11 protein-coding genes are annotated in these 13589 nt (G+C 58.9%); 8 read left to right on the forward strand and 3 right to left on the reverse strand.

All coding sequences use genetic code 11. From position 1 onward, the window contains the following. Nucleotides 1-342: 342 nt before the first annotated feature. From AC3D25_RS12405 to AC3D25_RS12435, 7 genes are all read left to right on the forward strand, one after another. A complete protein-coding gene (locus AC3D25_RS12405) occupies nt 343-1767 on the forward strand; it encodes a UbiA family prenyltransferase (protein ID WP_488888676.1) in 1425 nt (474 codons plus the stop codon). 3 nt (nt 1768-1770) lie between these two features. Further along, complete coding sequence (locus AC3D25_RS12410) at nt 1771-3087, forward strand: FAD-binding oxidoreductase (RefSeq protein ID WP_488888677.1); 1317 nt, start codon at nt 1771-1773, stop codon at nt 3085-3087. Beyond that, nucleotides 3084-3824 (forward strand): SDR family oxidoreductase, encoded by a 741-nt coding sequence (locus AC3D25_RS12415; RefSeq protein WP_488888678.1) that lies wholly within the window; start codon nt 3084-3086, stop codon nt 3822-3824. Before AC3D25_RS12410 ends, AC3D25_RS12415 begins: the two co-directional genes overlap by 4 nt. Nucleotides 3825-3900: 76 nt before the next feature. Continuing rightward, nucleotides 3901-4839, forward strand: coding sequence for an NAD-dependent epimerase/dehydratase family protein (locus AC3D25_RS12420; protein ID WP_488888679.1), 939 nt, complete (start codon nt 3901-3903; stop codon nt 4837-4839). Between the two features lie 13 nt (nt 4840-4852). Further along, nucleotides 4853-6136, forward strand: a complete 1284-nt coding sequence (locus AC3D25_RS12425) for an NAD(P)/FAD-dependent oxidoreductase (RefSeq protein ID WP_488888680.1) — start codon at nt 4853-4855, stop codon at nt 6134-6136. Continuing rightward, the gene (locus AC3D25_RS12430; RefSeq protein ID WP_488888681.1) at nt 6133-6558 is read left to right on the forward strand and encodes a GtrA family protein; all 426 of its coding nucleotides are present in this window, start codon (nt 6133-6135) and stop codon (nt 6556-6558) included. The genes AC3D25_RS12425 and AC3D25_RS12430 overlap by 4 nt, the downstream gene beginning before the upstream one ends. A 36-nt stretch (nt 6559-6594) precedes the next feature. After that, nucleotides 6595-7788, forward strand: a complete 1194-nt coding sequence (locus AC3D25_RS12435) for a hypothetical protein (protein WP_488888682.1) — start codon at nt 6595-6597, stop codon at nt 7786-7788. 102 nt (nt 7789-7890) lie between these two features. Here AC3D25_RS12435 and AC3D25_RS12440 read toward each other — a convergent pair whose 3' ends face one another. After that, nucleotides 7891-9456 carry an ArnT family glycosyltransferase gene (locus AC3D25_RS12440; RefSeq protein ID WP_488888683.1) on the reverse strand — a complete coding sequence of 522 codons (1566 nt, stop codon included), beginning with the start codon at nt 9454-9456 and terminating at the stop codon, nt 7891-7893. Between the two features lie 703 nt (nt 9457-10159). Here AC3D25_RS12440 and AC3D25_RS12445 point away from each other — a divergent pair. Next, nucleotides 10160-10978 carry a sulfotransferase gene (locus AC3D25_RS12445; protein WP_488888684.1) on the forward strand — a complete coding sequence of 273 codons (819 nt, stop codon included), beginning with the start codon at nt 10160-10162 and terminating at the stop codon, nt 10976-10978. Nucleotides 10979-11037: 59 nt separating this feature from the next. On the opposite strand, the gene AC3D25_RS12450 is transcribed toward AC3D25_RS12445, so the two are convergent. Continuing rightward, nucleotides 11038-12537, reverse strand: a complete 1500-nt coding sequence (locus AC3D25_RS12450; protein ID WP_488888685.1) for a mannose-1-phosphate guanylyltransferase/mannose-6-phosphate isomerase — start codon at nt 12535-12537, stop codon at nt 11038-11040. 52 nt (nt 12538-12589) lie between these two features. Then, the gene (locus AC3D25_RS12455; protein ID WP_488888686.1) at nt 12590-13555 is read right to left on the reverse strand and encodes a glycosyltransferase family 2 protein; all 966 of its coding nucleotides are present in this window, start codon (nt 13553-13555) and stop codon (nt 12590-12592) included. Nucleotides 13556-13589: the final 34 nt, after the last annotated feature.

Consider the following 13589-nt stretch of genomic DNA (forward strand, 5'->3'; position numbering starts at 1 on the left):
CGAACGGAATTGCCAGATCGAGAAGTGACCGCAAGTACGGACCATCCGCCGCTACTTTCATTACGTCGATCGTTGATCAAAAAACGTCTGTGCCACCGTTGCGCTAGTCGCTCGATTTGTAATCCATTCTTCCAAAGTAGCCCGCGCCCGACCGGCAATCAGCCGACCCTACAGTAAACCCAGAAAAACGGTGTCCGCAAATACCGCCGTTTTGTGCTATCGCGCGTCCGATAGTAAAGTAGCGGTCCGCGACGGCCGATCGGGCATTCCCAGCGCCGACCCGGAGGGCGGTCTACCCAGACCGTTTCCACTCAAACATTCCTCGTTATTGGTTAAAACTGAATGGGTAGCAAACCGATCGTTGTCGATCTGGACGGCACGCTGATTCACTCGGACGTCCTCGTCGAGAGCGGCTTCGCCTTCCTGAAATCCGCACCACACCGCTTTTACGAGCCGATTCAATGGCTCGCGAGCGGCGGCAAGCCGAAGCTCAAGTCGAGGCTCGCGGAGAAGGCACATATCGACGTGAGCGTGCTGCCCTACGACCGGCAGGTGCTCGAATGGCTGCGGGAAGCCCGCGCCGCGGGCCGCACGATCGTTCTCGCCACCGCGAGCCATGAGCGCTTCGCGGCGGCAATCGCCGCTCATCTGGGCATCTTCGACCGCGTCTTCGCGACCAGCGAAAGCGTTAATTTGTCGGCCGGGAAGAAGCGCGATGCACTCATCGCGGCCTACGGCGAGAAAGGTTTCGATTACGTCGGCAATTCGCACGACGACGTACCGGTCTGGGAAGCGGCCGACCGCGCATACGTTGTCAATCCGCTCCCGGGCGTAGAACGGGCCGCCCAAAAAAACGGCAATGTCGAACGTGTCTTCGAGAATCGCCCCAAGCAGTTGAAAGTCTGGGCCAAATCGCTACGCCTGCATCAGTGGCTCAAGAATCTGCTGATCTTCGTCCCGTTGCTCGCCGGTCATTTCGTCAATCAGCCTCAACTGGTGATCGCCGCGGTGATCGCGTTCCTGACCTTCGGCATGTGCGCGTCGAGTGTGTACCTGCTCAACGACCTGCTCGATCTGGAAGACGACCGGCATCATCCCGTGAAGCGGCGCCGTCCGCTCGCCTCGGGCGCGATGCCGCTGACCTGGGGTCTCGCACTTTTTCCCGTCCTGCTGGTCGCTTCGTTCGCAATTGCCTGCGCGTTTTTGCCGTGGGCCTTCGTCGCGGTCCTCACGAGCTATTACATCCTGACGCTCGCGTATTCGATGGTGCTCAAGCGCCGCGTGATGGTCGATGTCGTTACGCTCGCCGGGCTCTATACAGTTCGCATCATTGCGGGAACGGCGGCTATCGGCGCGCATCTCACGTTCTGGCTGCTCGCGTTTTCGATGTTCATCTTCCTGAGTCTCGCGTTCGTCAAGCGCTACGCGGAACTGCATTCGATGAAAGAGCGCGGGCTCGTCAAAACGCGCGGCCGCGGCTACGTGGCGAGCGATCTGCCACTTGTGTCGTCGCTGGGTTCCGCTTCGGGATATCTCGCGGTGCTCGTGCTCGCGATGTATATCCAGGATAGCCGCACCGCCGTGCTGTACCGCAATCCCGAGTTCATCTGGCTCGTCTGCCCGATGCTGCTCTACTGGGTCAGCCGCACATGGATCATCGCGCATCGCGGGCTGATGCACGACGACCCGATCGTCTTCGCCGCGCGCGACCGGGTGAGCATCGCGATCGTGGTGCTATGCGGGATCGTCTTCTGGGCGGCGACCTAGATAATGACGACCGTCCTATCCTGGGGCCGGTATCCCCGTGCGCCGCAAGAGGCACACGTCGTTGCGTGGCGGGATGCCGTTTCGCCGGTGTGGCGCGACGCGCTCGCCGGCAACTTCACCACGCTGCCGTTCGGCAATGGCCGCAGCTACGGGGACAGTTGTCTCGCGGCGTCGGGACAGGTCGTCCAGACGCTGGCGCTCGACCGGCTGATCGCGGTCGACTGGGAAACCGGCGTGCTGCGCGCGGAACCGGGCGTCACGCTCGAGCAGATTCTCGAGGTCGCAATTCCCCGCGGCTGGATGCTGCCGGTCACGCCGGGCACCAAGTACGCCACGCTCGGCGGCGCCATCGCGAACGATGTCCACGGCAAGAATCACCACGTGCGCGGCACGTTCGGCCGGCATGTGCGGCGCTTCATGCTTGTCCGCAGCGACGGCACGCAAATGGAATGCGCGCCGGATCAGCATGCCGATTTTTTCAGCGCGACGATCGGCGGGCTGGGGCTGACGGGGTTGATCGTGTGGGCCGAGATTCAGTTGATGCCGGTCCAGTCGAGCATGATCGACGTCAGGAGCATTCGCTTCGCCAATCTCGACGGGTTTTTCACGCTCTCCGAAGAACTCGATCCGCTGCATGAATACAGCGTTGCCTGGGTCGATTGCCAAAGCCGGGGAAGCGCGCTCGGGCGTGGCATTCTGATGGTCGGCGATCACGCGCCCGACGGCGGGCTCGAAGTCGCCGCCAGCAAGAAGCGTTCGGTGCCGTTCACGCTGCCAGTGCCGATTTTCAATCGCGCGACCTTGCGCGTCGGTAACGAGCTGTACTATCGCCGCCAGAAAGAGACCGAGGTGCGCACGCGCACCGGTTACGACGCGTATTTTTACCCGCTCGACAGCGTGCTGCACTGGAACCGTATCTATGGACGCGCGGGCTTTCAGCAGTATCAGTGCGTGGTGCCGGCAGCGGTTTCGCGCGACGCGATCCGCGCTATCCTCGATGCGATCGCGAAGAGCGGCGGCGGCTCGTTTCTCGCGGTGCTCAAGCGCTGCGGCGCGATCCGCTCGCCGGGACTGATGTCGTTTCCGCTCGAAGGCGCGTCGCTCGCGCTGGATTTTCCGCAGCGCGACGCGCTGAACGCGCGGCTTTTCGCCCAGCTCGACACGATTGTCCGCGAGGCCGGCGGGCGTATCTATCCTGCCAAGGACGCACATATGTCAGGCGCCGATTTTCGCGGCGCCTACCCTCAATGGCAAGAACTGGAAGCGTTGCGCGACCCTGCGTTGCTGTCGCGTTTCTGGGAACGGACTACCAGAATATGAAAACGATTTTGATCGTCGGCGCAACGTCGGCCATCGCGACTGCATGCGCTCGCCAGTGGGCGTCGCAAGGCGCGCGCTTCTTTCTCGTCGCGCGCAACGGCGAGCGACTCCAGCAAGTCGCGGACGATCTCACCGCGCGCGGCGCGAAACTCGCCGTGTGTCATCAACTCGATATCGACAGCCTCGACCAGCACGCCGCGATGCTCGACGCGTGCAAGGCCGAACTCGGCGCGATCGATATCGTGCTGGTCGCGCCGGGCACGTTGCCGGATCAAGCCGCTTGCCAGACCGATCCCGCGCTCGCGGTTCGCGAATTCAACACGAATGCGGTCTCGGTGATTGCGCTGCTCACGCCCATCGCGAACGTGCTGGAAGCGCAAAAGAGCGGCGCGCTGGCGGTGATTTCGTCCGTGGCGGGCGATCGCGGCAGGCCGTCGAATTATCTCTACGGCAGCGCGAAAGCCGCGCTGAGCGCCTTCTGCGAAGGGCTGAACGCGCGTCTGTTCAAGTCGGGCGTGCACGTCATGACGATCAAGCCCGGTTTCGTCGCCACGCCGATGACCGCCGGCCTGCCGCTGCCGGGCCCGCTCGTCGCGACGCCGGAAAAGGTGGCGAAGGACATCGTGCGCGGTATCGAAAAGCGCCGGGATGTGCTGTACACGCCGTGGTTCTGGTCGATCATCATGCTGATCATCCGGTCGGTGCCGAAGTTTATGTTCAAGCGCGCGTCGCTGTGACGGTTCCCGCAACGCGTAATCGCGAAGCCGTCTTTACCCCGCTTGCAAAGCGCAATTTCACTCAACGAGTATTGGTATGAATCAGACGCGAATCCTTCTTCCGGGCGGCGCCGGCCTTGTCGGCCAGAATCTTGTCGCGCGCTTGAAAGCGCGCGGATACGACAATCTGGTCGTCATCGACAAACACAAGGCCAATCTCGACGTTCTGCGCGAAGTCCATCCCGACGTGACCGCGATCTACGCCGATCTGGCCGAACCGGGCGAGTGGGAAAAGTACTTCGAGGGTGCTGACCTCGTGGTACTGCTCGCGGCGCAAATCGGCGCGCCGACACGCGATCCGTTCGTGCGCAACAACATCGTCGCGACCCGCAATATTCTCGACGCAATCAAGCGCTATCGAATTCCCTATACCGTGCACATCAGCTCGTCGGTGGTGAATTCGGTCGGCGAGGACTTCTACACCGAGACCAAACGTGAGCAGGAAGAGATCGTTCTCGCGTCCGGTATCGAATGCGTCGTGCTGCGGCCCACGCTGATGTTCGGCTGGTTTGACCGCAAGCATCTCGGCTGGCTGTCGCGCTTCATGCATCGCGTACCGGTCTTCCCGATTCCGGGGAACGGCAAGTTCATGCGCCAGCCGCTCTACGTGGGCGATTTCTGCAACGTCATCATCAGCTGCATCGAGTCACGCATCAAGGGCCAGGCATTCAACATCACCGGACTCGAACGGGTCGACTATATCGACATCATTCGTCAGATCAAGCGCGCGACTAAAGCCCCCTGCACGATCGTGAAGATTCCGTACCATCTCTTCTACGTGTTGCTGAAGATCTACGCGATCTTCGACAAGAATCCGCCTTTCACTGCCGATCAGCTCAAGGCGCTCACCGCTGGCGATGAATTCGAAGTAATCGATTGGGAAAGCATCTTCAATATTCGCGCGACGCCGTTCGCGGCAGCGATGGACGAGACCTTCAACGATCCGACTTATAGTCACATCGCCCTTGAATTCTGAGCAAACCCAAACCATGACCGCAGAGCGCATTGCAATACTGGGAGCCGGGCCGATGGGTCTCGGCGCGGCCTATCAACTCGTTAAGGACGGCCGCAAGCCAGTGATTTTCGAAGCGGACGACCGCGTCGGCGGGATGGCTGCGTGCTTCGATTTCGGTGGGCTTTCCATTGAACGCTACTACCACTTTCACGCGATCTCGGATCATGCGTTTCTGAAGGTACTGGACGAACTCGGCCTTGCGGACAAGATGCAGTGGCGCGAAACAAAAATGGGCTACTTCTACCAAGGCCGCGTACAGGCGTGGGGAAACCCGATGGCGCTGCTGAAATTCAAGGGCTTGAGTTTCGTGGCGAAATTCCGCTATGGACTGCACGCGTTCCTCTCGACGAAGCGCAAGGACTGGAAGCCGCTCGATCATGTCGAGGCGACCGGCTGGATTCGTCGCTGGATCGGCGAGGAAGCCTGGGAAGTGCTGTGGCGGCGTCTGTTCGACTACAAGTTCTACGATTACGCGGACAATCTTTCGGCGGCGTGGATCTGGAGTCGGATCCGTCGAATCGGCCGCTCGCGATACAACATCTTTCACGAGAAACTCGGCTATCTCGACGGCGGCTCGGATACCTTGCTCGAAGGCATGCGGCGTTATATCGAAGCGAATGGCGGCGAGTTCCGGTTGGGCACGCCCGCGCAGAAAGTGGCGATCGAGAACGGCCAGGTCACGGGCGTGCAGGTCGGCGGCGAAGTGCTGCCCTTCGACAAGGTCATCAGCACGATTCCCCTGCCTTACGTACCGCGCGTAATGCCCGATCTGCCCGCGGACGTGCTGGACGCTTTTCGTAGCGTGAAGAATGTCGCGGTAGTTTGTGTGATCGTGAAGCTGAAAAAAGCGGTCACCGAGAATTTCTGGCTGAACACGAACGATCCCGAGATGGATATTCCCGGCATCGTGGAATACACCAATCTGCGCCCGCTGGATCATCACGTGGTTTATGTGCCGTTCTACATTCCGGGTGAGCATCCGAAATATCAGGAAGCGGACTCGGTGTTCATCGACAAGGTGAAGCGCTATCTGATGAAGATCAATCCGGCATTGACGGCCGACGACTTTATCGACGTCAGGGCGAGCCGTTACCGCTATGCGCAGCCGATCTGCGAGCCGGGCTACCTCGACCGGCTGCCGCCGATTCAACTCCCCGTCAAGGGACTGCTGGTCGCCGATACGTCGTACTACTATCCCGAAGACCGCGGTATTTCGGAAAGTATCGACCTCTCGCGCAAGATGGCGAAGATGATATGACGCGAGCGCACTCGGTCCTGAAACGTACGTTCGTCTCCAGGAGCTTCTTATTGTTCCTGCTGACGGGCGGCTTTGCTGCGGCCGTCAACTGGGGCAGCCGGATCGTCTATAACCAATGGATGCCCTATTCGGCCGCAATCGTCGTCGCGTATATTACGGGCATGATTACGGCGTTTGTTCTCGCCAAGCTGTTCGTGTTCACTAAAAGCACGCAGTCGACCGGGCGATCCGTTCTGTTCTTCACCCTTGTGAATCTCGTGGCGGTGGCTCAAACGTGGGCGGTCAGCATGGGGCTTGCTTACTACGTGTTTCCACGTGTCGGGATCGTCGCGCATGCCCGCGATCTCGCGCATCTGGTCGGCGTGGTTGTACCGGTTTTCACCAGCTACATCGGGCATAAAAAGTGGAGTTTCAAGCATTGAGCGCGATTGTCCGACGAAGCTCAGACGCCCAACTCAATGAGCCAAACACAGCTAGCTGATTTAGAGCATGCCGGGATCAAGGCGTGGGCGGCCGGGTTTCTCGCGGCGCTCATCTGTATCGTCAAGTATCCCCATCGAATCTTCCATGGCTTCATGTGGGCCGAGGACGGCGTGGTTTTCGTGGCGCAGGCGGCGGAATTGGGCGTCCGCGCTGTGTGGACACCTTACGCGGGTTATTTGCACGCAGTGCCGAGGCTGATCGTCGGCGCTTGGGTTTTGCTCGCCGAACCAGAACGATTTCCGCACGGCTTCGCTTGGTCGAGTATTGCGGTGTATGTCGTCATCGGCGCTTCGCTATTCGGCTTGTCGCGGCGACATTTCCCGCGCGGGCCATCAGGCGACGCCGGCGCGCTGGCGGTCGCGGTGCTGCCGTTCATCGTGCCTCAATCGCCGGAAGTCTACGTCACGCTGACAAACTTGCAATGGCTGTTCGCGCCGGTCCTCGCGTTTCTGCTAGTCGATTTGTGCACGGGCCACGATACCTTAGGCCGGCGCGCGGGCAGTTTCATCCTTGGTCTGACTGGACCTTTCGGCGTGGTGATGTTGCCTCCGGCTATCGCTATTCTCGTGGCCGGCAAGCGCGGCCGCTGGAAGGCACTCCTGCCGTACTTCGCGGCGTGTGTCCTGCAGCTCGGTGCTTTCGTATTGTTCTCTGCGCACATGCCGGGACCGACGTTTGCCGGTTATCCGTGGATCGCGGATTACGCGCGCGGCGCGCTGTACGAAGTTTTCTATCCGCACATTCTGCAAAGCAATCTGCCTGCCCCGCTTGTGCGGATCGCCTTGATCGTCGCATTGGTTGCGGTTGCGATCTTCAACGGACGCCGACCGACGCTGGTTGCCGCGCCGCTGTTTGCGGTCGCCGCCGGACTGTGGTGCCTCGGTGTGGTTCGTCAAGCGACGCCTGGCACGCTCATTCACTGGTCTGGTTACGGCGCGCGCTACGTATTGCTGCCGGAAGTGGCGATGATGATCGCATTGCTGTTCGCGATCTACCGCGGCCGCTACACAGCGGGCCGTTTATGCGCTGCGCTCTTGTTGATCGGAATGTTGCTGAAACCGTTTCCCCACGCGTCGGTCACCGGCGACGCAACAGTGATCTCGCGTGAAGGAACCGCCATCCGTATGAATTTTCCGCCCAACCGCACGATTGTGTTGGACGAAAAATGATGCGCTAGTCTTCGATGCAACAAGGCAAGCAATTCATGCCGAAAGGGCCCTCTCGACGGCTGCGTCGCCGAGCCCGGGCTCTGACGTATCACCCTTCAAAAACTATTTTCCGCGCAGATAAATGTCGCACATCTCAAAAGCGGCCTTGGGCCAGGACGAGAAGTTAGCCGCGATCTTTTGCGTGACTTCCGTTTCCTGGCGAGCTGCTCCGCAAACCAGCACCGCACCCGGTCCACGGTCGAGATATTTCTCCGGCATATCGAGCGGAGCCAAATACGGCGAGAAGAAATGCGGTACGACGAACGCTCGTCGCTGGCCGTAATAAGGCACCTGGCTGCTCCAGTCATCGCCGTACACCAGAAGCGGATCGTTGGGCGACGTATGCTCGCGCAGGAATTTCGCAACTGCGAGGATGGGGTAGCTATCGTTATAGGCCTGGCGTTCCTCGTCGAAGAGATGTCCTTCGAAATATCCGTAAAGGTTGAACGCAATTACGCCGGCCATCGCGAGCGCCGACAGCGCTGCGAACTTTGGTTTTTCCTCGACCAATGCGCCGATCGCGACGGCGAGCGCGAATATCAGATAGACGGTGTTCGAGACCGGATAATAGTCGTGCACAAACAGTAGATTCTCGAACACCATGAAAAACAGCAGGAACAAGCCGACGCCCCACAGGATCAAGCCACGCTTTGCCCGTGCGAATACCAACCCGGCGATGATGACGAACACGCCTAGATGCCCGGCGATATTCGCTTCGATAATGCGATGCCAGATGACGTTGACCCACAATCCGCTGCCGATACGGCCTTCCAAAGTGCCAAAATTCCACGCACTCAAGGCGCTCGAGGTCAGAAACTGACCAAACGGATTCGCCATCTTGACGTGGTCCGAATATTTGACCCAGGCCACGCCGATCAACAGGGGAATGACGAAACCTACGATACCTTTCCATAGGCCGCCCGACCGCAACCATCGGGTCCGTATATCCGGCCATACGCGATGCAAATAAAGCAAGGCGAAGATCAACAATGGCAGGACAGTCGTCGATTTTTGCAGGATGGCAAGCGTGAGAAACACGCCGGCAAGCGCAGCATCGAGCCAGCGGTCGTCGCCTCGGATCAACTCCAGCGCGTAAGCGATGAAGTACAGCGCGAAGAAAAGGGCCGCGCTTTCCATAAGAAACGCGCGCCCCCAGAAGAGATAAAGCGGCGCCGACAGGAACAGTGCCGAGAAAATCCAAAAATACAGCGGTGCTCGCGCTCCAAACAACCGTCTTGCGATTTTAAGCGCAGGGGCTAGCGAACCGATCCAAAAAGCGTAGCTTACGAGACGTCCGACCGGATCGAGGGCCAAGCTCAGCGGGCACGCTATCAGCGAAACGACCCATTGATAGATTGGAAATTCGAAAGGAATTGACCAGGGATATCCGCCTACCGGCGTCCAATAGGCACTGTGCAGCCCTCCGTGGCATGCCCAGTAGGACGTCAGCGCAGTCTGTGTCTGCCGAAAGGCGTGAAAACCCAGGATCGGCGTGTTTCGATACTCGACGGCCAGCCATGCCGACAATACGAACATGCCCAAGCCTAATACCGCTGCAAATCGGATCATCGACTTTACGTCGAACATCCGTTCGAACGGTGAGGCCGAATTTTTGGCAAACTGTTTCAAAAGCACACTCCACGATGTATTTGCGACGAATTATACGACCGCGCCTCGCGTGCATCCCACCCCTCAAGCGCTGCCAGCGAAGCGCCGCCAATCCCTAGCGCGCGGATGCGTCGCGTCAATAAGACCGATCTTGCCCACTTCCGTCCCAAAAACCAAAGGCCGCCGGGGTCCGGGGCGATGGAGTGATGACTTCGGCAGGTGTAGGCTCAACGCATTGAGGAGACGATAACTCGCGGACTTTTCACGAAAGCAGATTGCGGAATATATCCAGCAAAAGATCCGAAGGAGGTCAGGCAATATTCACGAGCATTGCTCTGTTTGGGGCGGTCTATTTCCCACACCTTCCAAAGGATTCCGTTCACGCTGAGATATGCGCTGAGATATGCGCTGAGATATGCGCTGCAATATGCGCTGCAAATTTGCACGACATTTGAAGCGTGCGGGTCTGCGCTGCTACCAACACTTGGTCCTGATATGCGACTTCTCTGACATTAACTTTCCGCGAACGCCCTGTCCTTCCTCAACGAAGACTATTGAGAACGCGTCTACTTCAAAAGAATTATTTCGATCGTAATAGGCGAAGGTTGCCGACGATTATCGTTGGCATTAAGCTACCCTGGTTCTACCAGACGCCGCGATTGCTCCGCGGCGCAACTGCAGCGCGCATCGCATTTAACGGTTCTCAACCCGGATTTCATCATCAATGTTCATTCTGCTCGGTTCCCCGCGCTCAGGCACGACGCTTTACAAAGAATCGCTCAATTTGCACAGCGGTATCTTTATCCCAAATCAGACGACGTTCATCAGTCCGATCGCGCATGTCATCGGAAGCATCAGCGACTGGAATAAGTCTCGCGAATTAATCAAGACGATCATTACATCGACCGACGACTATGCCGAAGTCCTGGCACCTTATATTAGCGTTATCGAGGTTGGCGAAGTGCTGGAAAATGCTGAGCCGTCACTCGCGGGTGTTCTTGAGGCAGTTTATGGCCGTATTGCACGTAATGCCGGCAAGATCGTCGGCGGCGACAAAACGCCCGACGACCTGCTCTCGATCCGAAAACTTGAACAAGTGGGCTTACTCAATTCAGAAGTCAAGTTTGTTCACATTGTGCGGGACGTACGCGGCGTGATGTCTTCGCTAAAGAACGTCTCGTGGGCACCTTCCGGAATCGAAGAATATTTTCCGCGCCTATGGAACTACACAAACTTGCACGTGCATAACACCATGTCCGGGCGGCCAAATTATATGTTCGCCCGCTATGAAGACCTCGTCGGCAATCCGAGAGACGTATTGTCACAAACGACATCTTTCCTGCGCCTGCCTTTCGAGGATGCCATGCTGGATAACGCAAGCCGCGCGCCGGCGCTGCGCCATGACCAGAGTCACCGGAACCTTTCGCAGCCGTTTCTGACCCAACGCGCGACGTCGTGGAAAAACGAACTGGACCCCGCTATCGTCCAGCATTGCGAAACCACCGCCGCCGAAGCGCTGCGCGTATTCGGCTACTCATCCTGAACAGGGTTTGCGGAGGGCGAGTCGCAGCGGCGGCGATTGGTTTCCGCGGCAACATAGGTTCAAGATCGGCCGTATTTGTCGTCGAATCGAACAATGTCGTCTTCGCCCAGATAACTACCGGACTGCACTTCGATCATCGCGAGCGGCACCTTGCCCGGATTCTCCAACCGGTGTTTCTGACCGAGCGGAATGTAGGTGGACTCGTTCTCCGAGAGTAACAAGGTTTCTTCCCCGCGCGTGACAAGCGCCGTTCCGCTTACGATGATCCAATGTTCCGCGCGGTGATGATGCATCTGCAGCGACAGACGCGCCCCCGGGTTCACGACGATTCGCTTTACCTGGAAGCCCCGATCGCTGTCGATCGAATCGTAATATCCCCACGGCCGATAAACCTTGCGATGATTTTCCGCCTCCGAACCCTTTTCGGCCTTGATGCGCGCGACGATGTTCTTTACCCGCTGCACCTCGGAAGTCTTCGCGACGAGAATCGCATCGGGCGTCTCGACGACCACCAAGTCCTCGGTGCCCACACATGCGATCAGCCGCCCTTCGGAGTGCGCGTACGTATTCACCGCGCCATCGAACATCGCGCGACCGCGCGCGACGTTTCCGGCTTCGTCCTTGGGGAGCAATTCCCAAATGGCATCCCATGATCCGACATCAGACCATCCGGCGCGCAATGGGACAACGACGCCCGTAGCCGGCGACGACGCATCCCCGAGATGCTCCATGACCGCGAAATCGATCGACTCGGATGGGCATGCGACAAACTCGGCTTTGCCGATACGAACAAAATCACGGTCGGCTTCCAACGCGGCGAACGCGCGTCGGCACGCCTGGTCTATATCGGACCGGAAGTGCGCGATCAGCTTCAGCCATACCGAAGCGCGCAGAACGAATATCCCGCTGTTCCACCAGAACTCCCCCGACATCACGTAACGCTCGGCTAGATCCTTGCCGGGCTTCTCCACAAACCGTTCAAGACGATAACCCCCGCTGCCGGCAAGGCTCTCCCCGACCTTGATATAGCCGTAACCGGTGTCGGCGCGCGTCGGAACGATTCCCATGGTCACGACGTGCCCGTTGGCGGCATAGTCGGCGGCAACAGCGACCGTTTCAGCGAAGGCCGCGAGATCGATCATCGCGTGATCGGCGGGCATCACGACCATCACGGCGTCCTTGCCGCTTTCTACCAATGCGAGCGCCGCCAGGGTCAGCGCAGGAGCCGTGTTGCGGCCAGCCGGCTCAAGGATGATCCGTCCCGTTCGACCAATGCTTCGCAACTGCTCGGCTGTCGTGAACCGGTGATCCTCACCGCACACCACGAGCACTTCCTCGGCGATGGGCTGTATTCCCTGAAGCGCGTCGAGGCGCCGTGCCGTCGCCTGGAGCAGCGACTCCTCGCCGAGAAGTCCGATAAGTTGTTTCGGAAAATGCTCGCGCGACAGCGGCCACAACCGTGTGCCCGATCCGCCCGCCAGAATCACTGCCTGGAGTGGAACCGGCGACGGCATCGGCAAGGACGTGCTTTCAAGAGGAGATGCTGTCGGTATCGTCATTAAGTAGAAGCTAACTGATTAGCGAAGAAAGGCCGGCAACGCTCGGGGCGCGTCAACCTGTGACGGCCGCGCGGAATGCGGCAGCATTACGGACGTCCGCGGCATATTCGTAGAACGCAGCGCGGCTCGGAAAACCGGGAAGGACCGTCTGAAAGAAGCAGAGCATTTCGGTAAGCTGCTTGTTTCGGAGGAACCGCACGAATGCTGTGAGGTCGCCCTCCCCCAGTCCCGCGGTAAAAAGTTGCGGACCCGATGAGAACAGAGCCTGCGCAATGACTGCTGCAATCTCCACCCGCACCTTGCTGAGATCCTCTTTGATCGTGTTGTTTTCGTGAACGCGATAGACGATGTGCTCGTTTTCGTGATCCAGAAACACCGAACTGTTCGCGTAGGCAAACATCAGGAAATCGAGGTCGTGACAGTAACGAAGCGGTTGGAACCCACCCGCCGCGCCCCATAGGGCGCGAGAAAAAACCATATTCGACGTCGTGGCAACGAAGTTCTCGTTCAGCAGCGCGAGTTGTGGAAGCGCCGTTTCTTCGAGGAAAAGGGCCGCGCGGCCTAGCCAGTCAATAGCTGTCCCATTGTCCTGTCTGACACTGTTGTCGTCCATGATGCCGGGCTTTCCTGCAAGAAGACCAACGCCCGGACGCTCGTGAATAATCTCTCTGCAACGTTCCAGTTTGGTCGACGTGAAAATGTCGTCCGAGTTCAGTACCGCGATATAGTCGCCGCGACTAATTCCAATGGCACGATTGAGCGTGTTGTGCGCGCCCGCATTGTCTTGTTTGTAGAGCTTCGCATGCGGCGCCTTCTTCAGCACGCGTTCGGCGAGCTCGAACCCGTGGTCGGAAGAACCGTCGTCGATCAGGACAATCTCGTCGGCGGGCGACGTCTGGGACAAAACGCTTTCGAGCGCAGCTTCGATATAGCGCGCGTGGTTATACAGCGGCACCACCACTGAAATAGCGGGTGTCGTGAGTCGAGCTGCCGTACGGCGCGGTTTAAAAATCGACATAGCGAAGAGAGAAGTAGTAGCGAGCCTGACGCGA

It is taken from the genome of Caballeronia sp. SL1002 (genome assembly GCF_057814995.1).